Below are 18,946 nucleotides of genomic sequence, written 5' to 3' on the forward strand. Positions count from 1 at the left end.
AGTACGGCTTCAAAACGTCCTTGTTTTTTGAGGTATTCTACGCTGAGCTACCTACAGCGGATTATACCATAACCCTGGTTCGTGTCAAGGAAGTTTTCGATTGCTTCGATGTCTTCCCATCCAGAACCATTTCAGCCTCTTTCCTGTAGGCATCCATAACACAAGAGATGCCGGAGACTTTTGCGGCTTCTTCCGTCAGGGCCATCAGGTCTTTTCTCGATATCGTGTTTAACGAGAAGTTTCTCGACCCTGCCATAAGCTGCTGCAGGCCCACCTTTATCCGCTGAGAGAACGTGTAAATTCCGACCGCTCCGAGAGGTATGTCCTTCATGTCGCTGCCATACTTTTCTTTAAGCTCGTCGTATGTTACGAAGATCTCTTCCGGTTTCATTCCAAACTCCGCAATGTTCGGCGGCAGTTTACCGTCTTTGATCCAGGTTTCGATATTCTTTCCGACGAAGCCGGGGATCATCAGAGCCCTGCCCATGCAGACGGCTTTCACGTAAGGCGCGCCCATCGCGAGCACTTTGAATACATGATCCTCGAGGGCGAATCCGCCGGCGATAGCTATGCTGGGGATCCTCGCCTTCTTCTTCGACAGCTTTTCGCAGAACTCATATGCGAGAGACTGCAGATAGAATGTCGGTATTCCCCATTCCTGCATCATCCTCCAGGGGCTCATGCCCGTTCCGCCGGAAGAGCCGTCTATCGTCAGAAGGTCGATCTTCGCCTCGGACGAGAATTTAATGGCCTGCGCGAGTTCTACCATCGAGTAGGCGCCGGTCTTAAGCGTGATGCGTTTGAATCCTATATTTCTTAATCGTTTGACCTCATCCATGAACCCGTCATAAGAAACGAACCCGAGTCTTGAATGCCTCTCGAACTCTTTTATGGCGCCGTCCTTGAATGCCATCTGGTTCGAATGCACGGTCGGGTCGGGAGTAACGATATAACCGCGCTTCTTAAGCTCTTTTGCTCTGTCGAGCGAATTGACTTTGATCTCACCGCCGATGCACTTCGCTCCCTGTCCCCACTTAAGCTCTATAGTGTCGAGCTTATGCTTTTTGTGGACGTATTCGGCGACCCCCAGTCTCGTATCCTCGACGTTCATCTGAACGAGTATTTCGCCATAGCCTTCCTGGAACCGTCTGTACAGCTCTATGCGCCTGTCCATATCCGGCGCGCTTGTGATCTTGCCTTTTGAGTCGAGCTCCAGCTTAGGGTCGATCCCGCAGACGTTTTCACCGCATACAAGCGTAACGCCGGAAATAGCGGCTCCGACGGCGAAATGTTCCCAGTTCTTCCTCGCTATCTCGGTCGAGCCGAGCGCGCCGGTGAAGATCGGAAGGCGCATCTTCACTTTTTTGTCCCAGCCGTACTCTGTCTCAGTGTTTACTGAAGGAAAGGTGGCCGTATCAGGATTACCTTCCACGCCTTTAGGCAGCCCTTTTGCGCCGGAGGCGTATCCCTGAATATTTAGATGTGAATAATCTACCGGATAATCCTTGTCCCCGCCCGCTGTCATTTCACCGAAGGGCCCGGGGTAGATAACTTCCCTGCCTCTGAACGAGGACTTAAATACTTCGCAATTTCCGCGGCATGCTTCAAGGCATCTTGAACATAGACCTGAACTTGGCACGACGTTCTTTGAGCGGTTGAACGTGCGGCTTGCATCGTTTCCACCCGGACAACGCAGGTTCATAGATCCTCCCCTTGTTTGTTATTTTTTTTGCATCATTTGCCTGTTTTTAAGGCTCACCAATGCAAAAAAATATATGCCTCCATTGGCTATTTTAGGACGTCTCTGTCCCCGGGCCCATAGCGTCATCGGTAAGGGCGGGAGGCTGCTTAATTATATGTAATTATACGCACAAATGCCGGATATTTCTACAAATATATTTTATTTGGATTTTACTTATTTGTTTTATTCTTTCGGTTTCATAATGAGCCAGGCTATACTTAAGATGCATATCAGGAGATATCCGTACATAGTCTGCCATAGTCCATTTTCGATTGCGATCTGGACGGGAAGCTTGGAAAGATCCGTCGACATTAATTTGTATAGCCCGCCAATACCTATGGCTCCTCCAATAAGGGCTGTCGCTATAGCCGATACTTTATATTTAAAGCCTATTACGGCCAGGATAATGCATACTATCGCAAATAACGGCAGAAGATAAACCAGCATGCTCTTCTTATCCAGGTCCTTGGCATCTTTGAAGAGTATCTGCGCAAGCTGAATGGCTATATTTGAAGATTTCTTGTTTATCAGGGTCGGAATATCATAACCGCTTACTGTGGTCTTCACCTCTATGTCACCGAGATTACCTATGGCATTCGTTGCCTTGTCGAATTCTTTGACAAACTTCCCGGCAAAAGACGTATTCTGGAGCTTGCCGCTTGCGGAATCTGCCAGATTCTTCGCTACTTTAGTCGCATTAACCGACGCCCTGGCCCAAGGCATGAAAAATGAAACTATTATGATAGCCGCGCACGCAACGATCGAACCTGCGAATACTATTTTTTTCATCTTTTTCCTCCCGTTTATTATCTTTTAACGCCGATTTTCATTCCTTAAATTTTTTAGGGAATTGTTTTACAAGACCATCCACCAACATACCTGAAAACATTACCATGTGGGCACGGTCTTTTTCGTAATAGTCCAAGTCCTTTATCCCATCTTTTGTAAGTATAGCTTCGATATCGCTCCAGGTAAGATCCAAGTGCTTATATAACAGATCTGTCAAATCTTTCTTGGTCTGGTTATGCGGGATGGAGAAGAAACCCGCCAAGCCGCGCGCATTCTCATACCATTCTTTCTTGGCCCGTTCCAGCGCTTCTTCTTTGGACTTCTTGGCCCGTTCCAGCGCTTCTTTCCTGGCCTTCTCAGTCATCTCCATGGCCATTTCCTTGGCCTTCTTAATCAGATCCATGGCCATTTCCTTGGCCTTCTTAATCAGATCCATGGCCATTTCCTTGGCCTTCTCATTCAGATCCAGGGCCTCTTTATTGCCTTTCTCAGTTAGATCCAGGGTTTTTTTATTGCTTTTCTCAGTCAGATCCAGGGCTTTTTCCTTGGCCTTCTCAGTCAGTCCCAGGGCTTTTTCCTTGGCCTTCTCAGTAGTTTCTTTATTGCCTTTTTCAGTCAGTCCCAGGGCTTTTTCCTTGGCCTTCTCACTCAGTCCCAGGGCTTTTTCCTTGGCCTTCTCAGTCATATCCAGGGCTTCTTTATTGCCTTTCTCACTCAGATCCAGGGCTTTTTCCTTGGCCTTCTCAGTCATATCCAGGGCTTTTTCCTTGGCCTTCTCAGTCAGTCCCAGGGCTTCTCCTTTGGCCTTCTCAGTCATATCCAGGGCTTTTTCCTTGGCCTTCTCATTCAGATCCAGGGCTTCTTTATCGCTTTTTTCAGTCAGTCCCAGAGCTTCTTCCTTGGCCTTCTCAGTCATATCCAGGGCTTTTTCCTTAGCCTTTTCAGTCAGTCCAAGAGCTTCTTCTTTGGCCTTCTCAGTCATATCCAGGGCTTCTTTATCGCCTTTTTCAGTCAGTCCCAGGGCTTTTTCCTTGGCCTTCTCATTCAGATCCAGGGCTTCTTCCTTGGCCTTCTCAGTCAGACCAAGAGCTTCTTCCTTGGCCTTCTCAGTTAGTCCCAGAGCTTCTTTATTGCCTTTCTCAGTCAGACCAAGAGCTTCTCCTTTGGCCTTCTCAGTTAGTCCCAGGGCTTCTCCTTTGGCCTTCTCAGTCAGACCAAGAGCTTCTCCTTTGGCCTTCTCAGTTAGTCCCAGGGCTTCTCCTTTGGCCTTCTCATCTCCTTTGGCCTTCTCAGTCAGACCAAGAGCTTCTCCTTTGGCCTTCTCAGTTAGTCCCAGGGCTTCTCCTTTGGCCTTCTCAGTCAGACCAAGAGCTTCTTCTTTGGCCTTCTTAATCAGATCCAGAGCCTCTTCCTTGCCTGCCTTGACGGCTTTAATAACTTTTTCAGTAAGCTTCACATCATTTTTAAGATAACCGGTCAAAATGGCACTTGCCCAACCTCCGTAATATGGCTTAATTGTGTCTCCGAGATTACTCGCATTCTTAAGGAGTTTATCTCTGGCCTGATCCGTATCTGTCGAATCATTCATTTCGCTTACAATGTAAGCTCGTGATAAAGTTGCGCGTGACTCCCATAGCGTTCTCATGGATGATCTTAACTCAGCTTCCGACTTAGACATGATCTTAGCCGTCACTTCTTTATCCGCTACTTTAATCTTCACGTCTTCAGCGCGTAGAAAGTCTCTTATGGCTACCGCGCAAAGTAAAGATAAAATTAGTATTAGAAATATCTTTTTCATATGTAGCTGGGATTTATCTTAATTTTGATTCTCTCTTCGCATCTCCTTGCTTCGAATGCGTCTCTCTCTGTAGCTTTTCGCAAAATGTGATCTCCTTGGTAACGTCAATGGCGTACTTATTTCCGAGCTCTTTCAGCGTGAAGATGGCGCTTTCCAGATACGATTCCGCGGTGGCATAAAACTCCGCTGCCCTCTGAGGTTGGTGCACGCCGTCACCATTCTCAATCCATGGTATGGCTTTTTTATAAAGCTCATTTGCTTCGCCAAGTTTTGGGTTATCGGTTAATTCTTGTTGATATTTCTGCCTCCACGCAAAACAGTCTGCGGGATTTATCGAGCTGACAACTAGCATCGCCAGCATTATCAGGCTGCAAATTCCGATATATTTTTTCATTTTCATCCTCCTTTTTTTCATGAACTTTAGCCGATTAAAGCTATTTCTTCTTGCCAAGTAGAAAATAGAGAACCATGCCGATAACAGGTAAAACGATTATCAGAATGAGCCATAATGCTTTATTGCCTGTATCCGCAGAGCTTTTCAGGATATCGACAATGGCAATAATATCCAGAACCAAAACTATAAGCGCAACTATTCCTGTCATACATCCTCCTCCTCTTTAATTATATTACAGTTCCGCTGCTATTTCAATAAGTGCGGATTGACGTAATATATTTTTTCATTCGGTTTTTTCCGGGCCTTCATCCTCCGCTGCGTATCCGGGCGGCGTCTTATGCCACTTGTACCCGTTCACCGCGTCATCATATCCGCGCTTGAAGAGCCTCTGCATTTCTTGTTTATCGAATAACTCTTTCGGATGAGGTTTAAAATCGGCTGGAATATATGCTAAATTAAAATCCAGGCCTCTTCTTTTAGCAGTGGCATAGAGCCTGTAAATATCTCCGTTATTTGCGGCTGCCACCACCGTGTCAAGAGAACGTATGCTTATATCTACCAGGCTGTCTTTTACCTGTTGCCTGTTCGGCGACATATAAGAATTACTTAAAACATAGATTTGCGGCCTGTATTTTGAGGGGTCGATACCGAACAGCTTAGCAGCTCCTTCCATATTTTTTGTTAATCGATCAATATAAAATACCCCTCTCATGGTACCGCCATCCACATGCATCTCATCATAAACTTCGCCGGACTCGGAAGAAACTTTAAAATTTACGGGGGAAAATGTCATCGGTAAGGAGCTTGAGGCCAGAAGTATCTTCCGGAACATCTTTAGCGAATCGGAGCCGCCCTTACACGCAAGCGCTCCCATGTCCCAAACGACGAATTCCTGCGCATCAAGATTTACGGTCCCCACGAATAGCCTGCGGCCGCGCTTATGTTCCTCGGCAACCTTCGCCATTAATTTTCCGTCTACAATGGATGAGATCTTTTTGACCATAGGAGCGGAGCTCATAAGCGAGTCTCCGAATAAAATTTTGAATAAGTTATTTTTTCTCATTATATCTTTGGTTGATATAGTAGTAAAGAAATTCTCGAGCTGGTCATCGTAATCTTTTCCTAGAAACGCGTAAAGAGCGATAAGCGACCCGCTGCTGACGCCTGTAATTATTTTAAAGATCGGCCGTGAACCTTCCTTAGACCACCCTTTTAAGAGCCCTGCGCCATAAGCGCCGTTAGCCCCGCCGCCTGAGACAGCTAGCACGGGATAGATCTTTATGCCCAGGAAGTTAACCGGGCCTTCCTGCTTAAATGAATCTATCAGGCTCTTCTGCATGACGATCGGGTCGGGATTGTCGATATCAGAGCGGATATCCGGCATGCCGTTAACGGTAACTTTTCCGGCAAAATCCATCGGCACCGCATTCCGTGATCGTATGGTAGCGCAGCCCTGGATTGACAGCGCGCCTATCGAAAGAATAATTATAAGAAAACCTGACATCCATTTTGTTCTTATGACTCTCATATATTCATCTCCCTATCGCTTTTATTATATCCTTCACCGAATGTACTCCCTTATGAAAACATCCGCATACTGAACGAGAAAACGCTTTAGCGTTCTCCGTATGTCCAGAGTGAATATAAATCCTGGCAAACTCCCACCTGTTTATAAGCGTTGCTATGAGCTCTATTCCGCTTATTTCAGGCAGATATAGATCCAGGATAATGACATCAGGAACATATCCCGACTTAACCAATCCCAACACCTCGTAGCCTGCAAACGCTGTCTCTACCGTATAACCCGAACTCACAAATTGACATTTCATCATCTTTACAAGGTCATGGTCGTCATCAATGATTAAGAGTTTCATTTCCCGCTCTTCTGCGCTACTTTTCTTTAGCGCCTTCCGGAACCCCAAGGCTTACTGTTTTGTTTTTTAAGACGTCTTCGATTTCCCACAGAAGGTCATCCGGGTCAAATGGTTTGCTTATTAAGTATTCTGCTCCACTCGCTATTCCGTGCCGCTGCACAGATTCTCCGAGCAGTGCCGTTACCATAATAATAGGTATGTCTTTCGTTTTAGCATTTGCTTTGAGCATCTTACTCACTTCAAAGCCGCTTTGCCCCGACAACAGCACGTCTAGCAGTATGACGTTCGGCTTTTCCTCGACAGCTTTTTCGATACATTCATTCCCGTTAGACGCGGTGATAACCGTATACCCGTTTTTTTCTAAACGAATTCTAAGCATTTTCAGTATATCATGCTCATCATCTACTACCAAAATTTTTGTCCCCATATTCCGCCTCCTTTGATTTAATGTCGCTCGTTTGACCTTTTTATCCCAGTATCTTCTTTACTGCGTCTATTAATTCTTTAGGCTCGAATGGCTTGGCAATGCACCCGTTAGCGCCGCATTCCTTAGCTCTTTGGTCAATAGATGTGACGGTGGCAGAGATCAGGATTATAGGGATATGCTTCATATCCTTATCCCCTCTTAAAATTCCGGCAACAACATCACCGTTCATGTCCGGTAGATGGAAATCGAGTATAATAAGGTCAGGGATAATTTGGCGCGCCAGATCCAGCGCCTCCCGGCCGTCTCTGGCGCCTGTCACCTCATAACCGGTCTTCTTTAATCTTAATAATATGATCTTTAACACATCCGGCTCATCATCGACGACCAGGATCTTCTGTGCCATGCTTTAGCCTCTACTTTCTTTTATGGGCAGGGTAAAGTGAAATATCGAACCTTTACCGGGTTGCGACTCCGCCCATATATTCCCGTTATGCGCCTGAATTATCTCTTTAGATATGGCCAGCCCGAGACCTGTGCCGCCCGTCTTTTTTCCAAGCCCCCCGCCCAATTGCTCGAATGTCTGAAAAAGCTTGGGCATATCTGTGGCCTGGATTCCAAGTCCGGTATCCTCCACCATCACATGCAGCACACTATCCCCACTCTTAGTAGTAATGGATATACTGCCTTTCTCTGTGAACTTTACGGCGTTACTCAATAAATTGGTGAGCACCTGAATGATCTTGTCTTTATCAAACTTTGCCCTGGGCAGGCTCTCATCTATGTTCACTATGAAGCTCATGCCCTTCTCCTCCGCCAGAAAATTCATCCCCTTACTCGTTGCCAGTACTACCTCATTTATATTATATTCCTTGATATCGAACTCTGTCTTCCCCGCTTCCATCTTCTGAAAATCCAAAACGTTATTTATCAGGCGGCCCAATCTGTCGATATTGCTCTTTGCGGTATCTAAAATATCCTTCTGCTCAAGCGTTACGTCCCCTGCCAACCCCTCCATAACAAGATTGATGCTTTCCTTGATAACTGTCAGCGGGCTTCTGAGTTCGTGAGATACCATAGAAGCAAACTTTGATTTTGCTTCTGCGACTTCTTTAGTGGCTTCTTCCGCTTTCTTACGCTCGGTGATGTCTTCAATAGCCAGCAGGATGATCCGCTCCTTACCCGTCCCTTGCTCAATTTGCCTGGCATTCAAAAGCATTGTGCGCATGCCGATGGTAGAAAAATCGTGTTCAACCTCGTAGTTATCAAAGGTTGTCTTTTGGGGAAGTATGGTTTCCAGCAGTTCCCGCAACCTGGGAATGTTCCACTGCTTATTGCCCAGATCATAGATAAGCTGTCCCACGGTCTCTTTGGTGCTTACCTTAAATACTTCACAGAAGGAGCGGCTGGCGGTGACTACCCTTAAATCTTGATCTAGAGCGATTAAGGGTTCACGGACGGTGTTGATGATGCTCTCGGCGTATTCGCGGGCCGCATCTTCTGATATTTTAGTTACTTCCAGTTCTTTGCGGATTTTTTCCAGCCCATTTTCTATCGCCTTACGCTCGGTGATGTCTTCAATAGCCAGCAGGATGATTCGCTCCTTACCCAGCACTCTTTGAATCTGCCGTGCATTCAAAAGCATTGTGCGCATGCCGATGGTAGAAAAATCGTGTTCAACCTCGTAGTTATCAAGGGTTGCTTCTTGGGGAAGTATGTTTTCCAGCAGTTCCCGCAGTTTGGGAATGTTCCACTGCTTATTGCCCAGGTCATAGATAAGCTGTCCCACGGTCTCTTCGGTGTTTACCTTAAAGACTTCATAGAAGGAGCGGCTGGCGGTGACTACCCTTAAATCTTGATCTAGAACTATTAAGGGTTCACGCACGGTGTTGATGATGATCTCGGCGTATTCGCGGGCCGCATCTTCGGATATTTTAGTTACTTCCAGTTCTTTGCGGGTCTTTTCCAGGCCAGCTTCTATCTCCTTACGCTCGGTGATATCTTCAATAGCCAGCAGGATGACCCGCTCCTTACCCATCCCCCGTTCAATTTGCCTGGCATTTAAAAGCATTATACGCCTGCCGATAGCAGCAAAATTGTGTTCAACCTCGTAGTTATCAAAGGTTGTCTTTTGGGGAAGTATGGTTTCCAGCAGTTCCCGCAGCTTGGGGATATTCCACTGCTTATTGCCCAGGTCATAGATAAGCTGCCCGACGGTCTCTTCAGGTTTTACCTTAAAAAAGTCATAGAAGGAACGGCTTACCATGACCACCCTGAGATCTTTGTCCAAAGAAATTAATGGTTCACGCACAGTGTTGATAACGCTCTCAGCGAATTCACTGACTTCATCTGCGGACTTTTTAATAACCGCCAGTTCTTTTCGAGTCTTTTCCAGCCCGGCTTCTATTTCCTTGCGCTCGGTAATATCCTCAATGGCCAGGAGGATTAGCTCTTCTTCCTCATCTTCTTCCCCTGCTTCTTCTCTTGTTTTTTCTCTTACCCCTGCCGCTATTATTGCCGCTATTTTCTTGGGGATACGCAGCTGAGAGACATTCAGGTTAATACATCGCTGTCCAATTTGCTCGAATTCGTGTTCGATTTCATAGTTTTCTATAACTTTTTTTTCCGGAAGTATCTCCCTTAAGAGAACAAGCAGTCTTGGAATATCCCATTGCCTATTGCCTAAATCAGTAAGCGGCCGGCCTAATGTATCTTCTTTAGCGACCTTAAAGGTATTATAGAAAGATTGGTTGGCGGAAATAACGCGCAAGTTTTTATCGAGCACCAGGAACGGTTCTCTTAGTGTAGCGATAATGCTATTGCCATATTCTAAAGCTATCTCAATCTTTGATTTGTCCATTCCCTTTTTATCTTTCATGTCTCAGACCCTCGCGTCTCATTCATCTTTATACTTGTACTATATGGGAAATCCGGAAGTTGGTCAATTGTACATGGGTATAATCACTTGAGTTTTATGACCTCTTCCCTTATGCCGAAGGCTATCGCCTCATAATCATCTTTGGCCCCTAATTTTAGCCCTTCTTTTTTAAGCCCTTCGGAATCAAAAGGCTTTCCAAATGTTATCGTAATCGGATGCGGTCTCGGAAGCCGCTTTGTCCTCGGCCAGGATTCGTATGAACCGTTTATGCGTACGGGTACCAGCGGGACATTCAGTTCTTTTGCCAATATCCCGACGCCTTTTTTGAATTCCTTAATTTCTCCATCTATGGTTCTTTCTCCCTCCGGAAAGATACAGACCATCTTGTTATTCTTAAGGACATAAGAAGATGCCTGCATGGCTTCCACGAAATGTACGCCCGGATCGATGGGAATGACCTTGATATATTTTATGATATTCCTGATCAGGAAATGGTCGAAGAAGGCCTCAAAGCCTACGAGGTAAAGGTCCTTTCGTAAGCCTCTCGGCATAGAGGCCGCAACGATGAAACCATCCAGGTAGCTGCCGTGGTTAACGCACAGGATGCACTTTCCCTTTATCGGGATATTTTCTGTTCCAAGTATCCTGAGCCGCCAGATCGTTCTAAAAACAAGACGTAACGTTCCGGTGAATAGCAGTGTTCCTAAAATTGCCGCAAGGTTGGGCGCTATATACAACTTTTTAATGATCTCCTTGACCGGCTCTTTGTTCAGGATCTCACTCCATGAAGTTTGGATCTTGGCCTGCCCGGCGGGCACCTCGCTTCGAGCCTCTGTGCCCGGGGCCAATTTTTCTATCTCGAGAATAAGTTCTTTAACAGTGGAGGCCTTAGCCAATACCTCCTCAGGGATATGCTTGTTAAACGCCTGTTCTAAGGCCATCGTCAGTTCCACGCGGCCTAGTGAATCGATGCCGAGATCTAACTCGAGATGGTCGGTCAGGGCGATCTGCCTTCCCAGCTTTGCGTGTTTAGCGAGGGCCTCGATTATCTTTCTGCCAACGTCGGAAGAGAGCATCTTAAGGTCCTCATCCGTAGCGGGGGCCCCCTCTCCTTGCTCCGTTTTTGGCTTTATACCCTTAAGTTCATCCAGATATTTTTTCTTAACCTCATACCTTATTATCTTGCCCAACCGCGTGCGCGGTATGTTTTCCTTTACAATAATAAAGCCCTTGATGCGTTGGTATGGAGCAAGGCTGTTAGATAGGTTTTCCAGCTCCCATTTAAGCTTACTATGAATATCTCCCTCCCCGGCCTTGCGGCAATAGTCAGCGTCAGGCACTACCACGGCGGACAGGCTCTGGGCGCCCTCTTCGCCTATACCGATAACGCATACCTCTTTGATGTAGGGGCTCTTGGCATAGTGGGATTCGATCTCTTCGGGAAAGATCTTTTTGCCGGAACTTAAAACGATCATCTCTTTTATCCTTCCGGTAATATAAAGATACCCGTCCCTATCTATATGGCCCAGGTCGCCGGAGTAAAACCAGCCGTCTTTTAAGACGCTCGCGGTATCGTCCGGCCGTTTATAGTAGCCTTTCATGACGTTTGGGCCCTTGATCATCACTTCGCCCATACCCGCTTGATCGGGATTGACAATTTTCACTTCTACATCCGGGATCACCTTGCCGACAGAACCGATCTTCTGCCTTCTCAATGGATTAAAGGCTACGCCCGGCGATGTTTCGGTAAGTCCGTATCCTTCAAGTATCGTGAAACCGATCTTCATGAGAAATCTCGCCGCTTCTTCATTTAACTTGGCTCCGCCGGAGATAAAAAATCTTAAAGTTTTGCCAAATGGCCGGTGTATCTTCGACAGGACCTGCTTGTTTAAATTTATTCCGCTAAGCCTTCTTATCTGCCACAATAGCCCTATCAGGCCTGAAAGAGGGACCTTGAACAAAAACGGCATCTTCTTCATCTTGGCCGTAGCTTGCGTATAAAACATATAAAAAAGTTGTGGCACTCCCGCCAGTACCGTTACCCCTGCCTCCTTCATCGATGCCAGTAATTCATCGGTTTTAAGGCTTGAAGCATACGTGACCCGTGCCCGGCAAAAAAGAGGCAGGATCAGCGTAACTATGAAAGGGAAACAATGGTGCAGTGGCAATATCGATATGAAGTTATCCTTATCCGAGAAGAGTTTCAGCTTGTAGATACTTTGAAAATTAGAGCAGAAATTTTTATGCGTGAGCATTACCCCTTTTGGCTCGCCGGTGGTGCCTGATGTATAGATAAGCGAAGCGATATCTTCGGGAAGGACCTCGGGCCACGCGACGCCTTCGCGCAAAGTAGACTTGACCTGCGCCAGGCCTATGAGGTTCTCTTTCTCGATATCCAGGTCCAGTATAACGATCTTGTTCAGTCCGGTTTTTATCTTATCGATTTTTTTTGCCTGAAAAACAGCATTGGAGACGAATATGACCTTTGCGGCGCAGTCATTGATGAGGTTTTCTATTTCCTGTCCGGTCAACTGCGTATCAAAAGGAACGCAAGTTAGGCCCGCGGCCATTATGCCTAAATAGATTATTCCCCACTCCGGCCTATTCTCCAGGCATATAGCCGCAAAGTCACCTTTTTTAAAGCCTGCCTTAATGAGAAATGCTCCTATTTTTAGAGAAAGATCTTCCATTTGCCCGTATGTCCATCTATCCCAGTCGGGGCCTTTCTTGATTTGAAGGCATACCCTGTCTGAATACTGAGAAGAGACTTGAGCAAACATCTTATGTATAACCAATTCTTCTTTCATTTTAGCGTCTCCTTGAATCTGTCCAAACATATCTTCATAAATTGATCCGGGAAGACGTCAAATATCCTTTCCGCATGTCCGCCGCCTTTAATGATTGTCAGGGACTTGGGATTCTTCGCCTTGTCGAATAATAGCTGGCTATTGCTCATCTTCACCAGCCAGTCTTTTTCACCATGGATGAAAAGGACCGACGTGGGCGATATCTTATTAACGATATCGCGGGGCCGGGTCTTTGTTAAAGACGGGCTTCCCATTCTAACGCCCTTCCCGCGTCCCTTGATTCCGAAATTGAGCTTCAGGTCTTCCCACATATCTTTTTCCCAAAAATGGTAATTGATGCTTCCTAGGCCTGACGGGGTGCTGACAGCTATAACGCTATCGATACTTTGATTACAGCTCGCTTCTATAAGCGCGATCGCGGCGCCCAGTGAAAAACCGACTACGCCGATCTTCTCATAGTGAGCGCTTTTCGCGTATGCGATGACCGCGCGCAAGTCTTTCTGCTCATGTGCAGTCCATGTAAATACGTCGCTCGACTTGCCATGTCCCCTAAAATCGAATACGATGACATCGTATTCTTTACTGAATGCTTCGGCCATTTTTTTAAATAAATATGTATCCTTATTATTGTAAAAGCCTGGTGCCAGTATAACTACTTTGGAAAATCCTCCCCTGATATGATTAAAGGCAATGCGCTTACCATCTTCTGTCATCACATAACGGTCAGGCTCGCTCTCTCCCGCAGGAGAAGGTGTCGCGCCCTTAGGGAGATCGCCGTTTGTGTCAACGATCTGCCTGGGTTCTGTCTTATTAAAATCTCCTTCGAATACGGATGTGGCAATGGAACCAAAATAATTCCTGAAAATATCCCACTCGGATTTAGCGCGCCATAGGAGCATAAACTGTGAGCTATTCTTCTTGCCTACTGAAATAGACTTTCTCGATCTTGCGTCTTCATAGATCTCTAGCATGCGTGTAGCGGAAGCATTGATCGTGAATTTCTGCGCCGTAGTCCTTGCGGCCTGTTTCATGGTTTTTGATTCTTCCGGAGAGCTGCTTAAAACCGAAAGCAGTGCATCGGTATAAGTCTGCTGATCCATCTCATTGAGTAGTCTCCCGTTCTTACGGTCCTCTACAACGTCTCGCGCTCCAGGCGCATCCAACGCTACCACGGGAGCACCTGCTGCCATGGCTTCAATGAGGACAATGCCTTGAGTTTCGCTTAATGAGGCGAACGCGAAGAGATCCATGGCAAAATACGCGTCTACCAGCTCCTGATAATGCAGGACCCCGGCTAAGTGCAATCTATCTTCAAGGCCGGCCTCTTTAAATGTATCCTGGATCATCTTTTCGGCAGGGCCCTTGCCGACGATAAGGGCATGGGCCTTCGGATCCTTCTTTAATGCTTCAACCATACAATTTATCAGGAAGTCCAGGTTCTTCTCCGGAGCCAGCCGCCCCGCGTGGCCGATCACTTTAGCCTCAAGAGGAATATGGTTCTGCTGGCGAAAAGCATTTCCATTGCCCTTTGAAAAACGTTCTACGTCTACCCCCGTCGGAACGACCGCCATGGGAGTCTTGACGCCTCTTTTGAACAGGATCTCCTGCACGCTTTCAGTGGGAACGATCACCCGATCGACCATATTGGCATATCCGGCAGCAAGCTTTACAATGAATCGTTTTACTCCCTCATTCTGAACAGGCCAATCATGCACATATTGTTCAAACATACAGTGATAAGTAAATATAAGCGGTATCGCGTGCTGTCGGCTAAGGCGTAACGCAAAATCTCCCATGAAGAACGGGCAATGGCTGTGCGCGATATCCGGCGAGAATTCTTTCATTAATTTCGTTAAGAGCCGTGAGGCCGGGAAGTTAACGGAGAAGATGGTTCCGCTGAATTTTTGGAAGGCAGGAATACGGATAACGCCCGGCTCCTCTGTCGGCATACCCTGAAAGGTCGGAGTAACGATTAAAACCTCGTGCCCCAGTCTTCTGAATTCTTCGCTGAAAGAATAGACCGATTGTTCCAGCCCCCCGACAATCGGAAAATATGTATTCGTCATCATCAGAATTCTCATTATTTATCCTTGTCTGCCGGTGGGCAGGTTTTTAGTTCCACGAGCGCTTTTCTGGCTGCCACACATATTGCGTCGTAACTATTTTTTGCGCCCATGATCATCCCTTCCTTTTCCATGTCTTCGGGAAGAAGCGGCTTTCCGAACCTTACTTTGATCAGATGACGCTTAGGATATTTTGCGGTACTGGCCCAAGCCTCGTGAGCTCCATCTATGGCCACAGGAACAAGCCTTGCCCCCGTCTCTTTAGCCAGGACGCCAAACCCTTTCTTAAATTTTCCTATAACACCGTCGCTCGAGCGCAACCCTTCAGGGAAATAACACAAGCCCTTGCCGTGGTGTAGTACGAAATAACAGCTGCGCAGAGCCTCTAAAAAATGCGTGGAGAAATCAAAGGGGATTATCCTTCCCATCTTTATCATATTCCTTAGCACACGGTTCTTTAGAAACGGCCTGAAATAGTACGGACCGAATACGAAATAAAATAGCTGAAAGCCCGGCCTGCGCGGCAGAGAAGCGATAATGGCAGCCCCATCAAGAAAACTCGTGTGGTTGGGATATATAATATAAGCCCCTTCTTCTGGCACGTTTTCCGCTCCTTCCACCTTAATACCGAAGAATAATTTTATATACGTACAGATTATGGCCGTGCAGATAAACCTGAACAGCCATGCGAAGAAACCGGTGGTTAATTCGAGAACTTCCAGATTTTCTTTTTTTGGCAGCACATGTAAAGTCTCTTTCCAGAAGCCCGGCCCCAGAGATATCCCTAGATCCTCACGGGGGATATCTTTAGCTCCCCTCAATGCATCCGTTATCCTCAGAATAAGGCCCTTTACGCTAAATGCTCTCGAGATCGCCTGGTCCTTTATTTCAGCGTTAAAAGCCAACTCAAGCCGCGAAGCAAGCTCTATCCTGCCTAATGAATCTATGCCCAGGTCCAACTCTAAAGAGTCCTCGAGTATTATCGGCCTTCCAATACCGCTTTGCTCCTTTAAACAGTCCAGGATTTTTTTGCCGGTCGGGGACTCTGTCAACAGAAGGTCCTCTTCCGAAAGTTCTCCTGATACCGGAAGGGCGCCTTCTATTCCCGCGATCACTCTGGGTTCATATAACTCCTTAACCGCATACCTGACCACTTTACCGAACAGATTATGCGGCAGATCCTCCAACGTGATGGTAAAGCCTTTTATCCTTTTATAGGACGGTAGCAACTGCGAGGCATTATCGAATCTCTCCTCGATAACGGAGCGCAGATTAACCTCCGAAAATTCCCTGAATTTATCAAGATCCGGCTGAATGACGGCCCAGAGAACCTTCGATCTCTTTTCGCCTTTCATCCCGGAGACCGTAAAGATGCACATCTCTTTTATGGGAGCAACCTTTGTATAAGCCTCCTCGATCTCTTCCGGATAAATTATATTTCCAGAATTCATCATAATGAACTCCCTGAATTTATCCGCGAAAGTCTCCGTCATTTATCCGTCCCATATTTTAATTCGATAGAATTCGTGCCGGGCGAAATTCTCACGTTGGCAATACCTGGTAATCGAATATCGATCGGCGGCTCTTTTGCGCGCCATTGCCCCTGCCATTCGATAAGGATATTTTGCCCTTGGGGTTTTATGTAAATTTGAATATCCCCGAAACTTGTCGGAGCGGGCCCAAACGCGAGCGGCTGGTCTTTCTCCAGCCAGATCCGCGGTATGCCGGAACATAATATTAATCTATCGTTTTCTTCGCGCACAAAACAATTTCTTATCATCAAGACCCATTCCGCTGCGGCCCATACGTGCTGCCCATCTCCCATACATCCGCCGCCTGTGCGAGGATGTACCGACTCGGGCCATTGACCCGTAGGTGAAGCCAGGTTAGCCACCGCGGTCATTAGACCGAAATATCTGGGGTCCCCCGCGCGCAAAAGCGCTTGAGCTAAATGCAGCGTAAGATAAGGGTTGATCCCTGAATGGGTCATGTCATGAAAAAATCCGCCATGGACCAAACAATTTTTCATCAAATATTCGGCAGTGTCTAAGATCTTCGGATCGTTCTGTTCAAAAATACGAAGCGGATAGCTGGCAGCCAAAGAACCGATCGCTCCCGCGTCCAGGCGGCGATAGGGAGAGGCCGGTATCGCGGGTCTTTTTAGACGTTCACACGCTTTCTTTAAACTTTGATTGATGCTCTTCAGAAATGCGTGCGATTCTTTTTCAAAGTAGCCGGCCTCGGCTTTATCCTTGTAAGCAGCACATAAAAAGGCCGCTGCTTTTAATCCGGCAACACCCCAAAAGTCATCCCAATAATAAAAATCATTCGGCCCCAAATGCTCTGCGCTAAATCCTGATGGTAATAGACCTGCGTGAGGAGACTGCGCATCATCAGACAAACGTTTCTTATAAATCCACTTACCCGCTTTATCGATCGAGTCTTTCCATTCTTTCGGCGGCACGTTTCCCGTCATCTCGCAATATTGACGCATGATCCACAGGGCCTCACCGTTAGAATCCCATTCCCCTTCCTGGGAGAGGAAATAACCCTCGGCTGTCTGACGGGAGCGGAAACAATCCAGCGCCCGGCGGACGCGTTCCTTTAACCCGACACTTAATAAACCGTATAAAATAAAAGCGGCGTCGCGAAACCAAAACCGCCGGTAAATATAAGGCCCGGGATAAACTTCCTTGGGAGAGTGTAGAATCATGGTATGGACAGCGGCATCGTAAAGGAACTGGAAATGTTCATCGGGAATTTGCATTGAACACGCGCCGTGAAGGCTCTTCTTCCACGCCAGCTTGGCATTTTCCTGATAGTCCCAATGGGACTCTTTTTCAATTTTATTTTTCGTTAAAGGCACCGAAACGGTAATTTCCCGCGGTTGCCCCTCTTCTATTATATATAACGCCGCGGAGCTGGCCATGCCGACTTTACATGTAACTTCTTTTTCATCTTCTTTTGATGACAAGCGGCCATAAACATCGCCTCGATGATAATCCGAAAATACGCATTGGTCCGGAGGTTTATCAAAATAGACAAAATTTTCCCGATTCACCTGCCAACCCGACGAATCTTCAAGGAGAGCGATACTATTTATTAAGCTTACGCCTTCGGGGTTATATGGCCTGAGAGAAACGACTAAGTGCGCCTTTACGGAAGCGGATCCTGTGATCTTGACCTGGCAAATAGGCGCTTCGGCTGAACCGATAACCTGCGCTTTCAATCGAAGCTTTAATTGACCAAGGTTTGATTCTGTGATCACACAAAGATTATCATCCATAACCATCTTTTGGGATATGCTTGGGATACGCGATGGGACCAGTGGCTCTCCCTCTTCTGGAATGATCCAGACATCAATAGACCAGCTATCGTAAAATGGAGTAAAAAGACCGCGAGGATCCACCAGAGGAAACTCGGTGCTGTCCGGAACGCCCAGAGCTGTCCAATTTCTATGTGTAAGATTAATCTGGGTTAACGAAAAAGACCGCGGAATAAACGCCTCGTTCTCGGGATCATATTGACATTCCACCCAATAAGGCCAGACCCAATCGAGGTTATGCTGAATAGCTAAACTATTTATCAGGCCGCGAGCGTGTAAGACAGCGCCTGAGCGCAACAGTTCCAATGGAGCTGCCACCTCTGAGGGTTGCGCAAATTTCTCTAATTGAGAAAGGACTTTGATGGGGTCTAAAAATCCCTGCCTTCGCGCGGCATCTGTCACTAAAAATTTCCATGGGAGCCACTTCCACCACATGAAATATACCTTTTCCTTCAAAATGATCCTGAAGACCCACCATTTAAAGCAGATAAAGGCAAATAGGCTCGTGAATATAGTGGCAATGATCAGTGCCGGATAAATGGCGCCGTGCCACATATTAAGAATACTTTGATTTATTATCACATTGATCCCTAGTGCTAAGAAATTGATCAGCGCATACCGGCCAAATTCTAAATATGAAGGCTGGCTGTGTTTAAATGTCCAATACTTGTAAAGCAGGTATCCGAGGCTGCCGGCGCATGTAAAAGATATCGCCTTGGCTAGGCTGAAAGGCAGAAAATGGAACAGGATATAATAAACACTGAAGTCTGTAGCATTGACTATAGTCCCTGCAATAAATGCCTTGATGACCTCTTTTCTGGAATCATTATCGATCTTCAATAGATTTTCCTTT

At 46.6% G+C, this 18,946-nt stretch carries 14 protein-coding genes; all 14 read right to left on the bottom strand.

Translation table 11 applies throughout. The features are described 5' to 3' along the window. Positions 1 to 61: 61 nt before the first annotated feature. Complete coding sequence (locus tag NTY76_03330; protein ID MCX5678122.1) at positions 62 to 1,702, bottom strand: FMN-binding glutamate synthase family protein; 1,641 nt, start codon at positions 1,700 to 1,702, stop codon at positions 62 to 64. Between the two features lie 222 nt (positions 1,703 to 1,924). Further along, positions 1,925 to 2,530 carry a hypothetical protein gene (locus tag NTY76_03335; protein ID MCX5678123.1) on the bottom strand — a complete coding sequence of 202 codons (606 nt, stop codon included), beginning with the start codon at positions 2,528 to 2,530 and terminating at the stop codon, positions 1,925 to 1,927. Between the two features lie 37 nt (positions 2,531 to 2,567). After that, positions 2,568 to 4,328, bottom strand: a complete 1,761-nt coding sequence (locus NTY76_03340; protein MCX5678124.1) for a hypothetical protein — start codon at positions 4,326 to 4,328, stop codon at positions 2,568 to 2,570. 13 nt (positions 4,329 to 4,341) lie between these two features. After that, positions 4,342 to 4,722, bottom strand: a complete 381-nt coding sequence (locus NTY76_03345; protein MCX5678125.1) for a hypothetical protein — start codon at positions 4,720 to 4,722, stop codon at positions 4,342 to 4,344. A 40-nt stretch (positions 4,723 to 4,762) separates the two neighbouring features. Beyond that, positions 4,763 to 4,930: a PLD nuclease N-terminal domain-containing protein gene (locus NTY76_03350; GenBank protein MCX5678126.1), complete on the bottom strand. Its 168-nt coding sequence runs from the start codon at positions 4,928 to 4,930 to the stop codon at positions 4,763 to 4,765. Between the two features lie 75 nt (positions 4,931 to 5,005). Then, a complete protein-coding gene (locus NTY76_03355) occupies positions 5,006 to 6,250 on the bottom strand; it encodes a patatin-like phospholipase family protein (GenBank protein MCX5678127.1) in 1,245 nt (414 codons plus the stop codon). 4 nt (positions 6,251 to 6,254) lie between these two features. Beyond that, the gene (locus tag NTY76_03360) at positions 6,255 to 6,596 is read right to left on the bottom strand and encodes a response regulator (protein ID MCX5678128.1); all 342 of its coding nucleotides are present in this window, start codon (positions 6,594 to 6,596) and stop codon (positions 6,255 to 6,257) included. Positions 6,597 to 6,612: 16 nt separating this feature from the next. Beyond that, complete coding sequence (locus NTY76_03365) at positions 6,613 to 7,023, bottom strand: response regulator (GenBank protein ID MCX5678129.1); 411 nt, start codon at positions 7,021 to 7,023, stop codon at positions 6,613 to 6,615. 40 nt (positions 7,024 to 7,063) lie between these two features. Continuing rightward, on the bottom strand, positions 7,064 to 7,426 hold the full coding sequence (locus NTY76_03370; protein MCX5678130.1) for a response regulator: 363 nt from the start codon (positions 7,424 to 7,426) through the stop codon (positions 7,064 to 7,066). Positions 7,427 to 7,429: 3 nt separating this feature from the next. Next, the gene (locus NTY76_03375; GenBank protein ID MCX5678131.1) at positions 7,430 to 9,898 is read right to left on the bottom strand and encodes a PAS domain-containing sensor histidine kinase; all 2,469 of its coding nucleotides are present in this window, start codon (positions 9,896 to 9,898) and stop codon (positions 7,430 to 7,432) included. 83 nt (positions 9,899 to 9,981) lie between these two features. Beyond that, positions 9,982 to 12,705, bottom strand: coding sequence for an AMP-binding protein (locus tag NTY76_03380; GenBank protein MCX5678132.1), 2,724 nt, complete (start codon positions 12,703 to 12,705; stop codon positions 9,982 to 9,984). Beyond that, positions 12,702 to 14,786, bottom strand: a complete 2,085-nt coding sequence (locus tag NTY76_03385; protein ID MCX5678133.1) for an alpha/beta fold hydrolase — start codon at positions 14,784 to 14,786, stop codon at positions 12,702 to 12,704. Before NTY76_03385 ends, NTY76_03380 begins: the two co-directional genes overlap by 4 nt. Beyond that, positions 14,786 to 16,261 (bottom strand): 1-acyl-sn-glycerol-3-phosphate acyltransferase, encoded by a 1,476-nt coding sequence (locus NTY76_03390; protein ID MCX5678134.1) that lies wholly within the window; start codon positions 16,259 to 16,261, stop codon positions 14,786 to 14,788. The genes NTY76_03385 and NTY76_03390 overlap by 1 nt, the downstream gene beginning before the upstream one ends. Continuing rightward, a complete protein-coding gene (locus NTY76_03395; GenBank protein MCX5678135.1) occupies positions 16,258 to 18,933 on the bottom strand; it encodes a GtrA family protein in 2,676 nt (891 codons plus the stop codon). Before NTY76_03395 ends, NTY76_03390 begins: the two co-directional genes overlap by 4 nt. Positions 18,934 to 18,946 lie beyond the last annotated feature (13 nt).

The organism is Candidatus Omnitrophota bacterium (genome assembly GCA_026387175.1).
GTDB lineage: Bacteria > Omnitrophota > Gorgyraeia > 2-01-FULL-45-10 > 2-01-FULL-45-10 > CAIMPC01.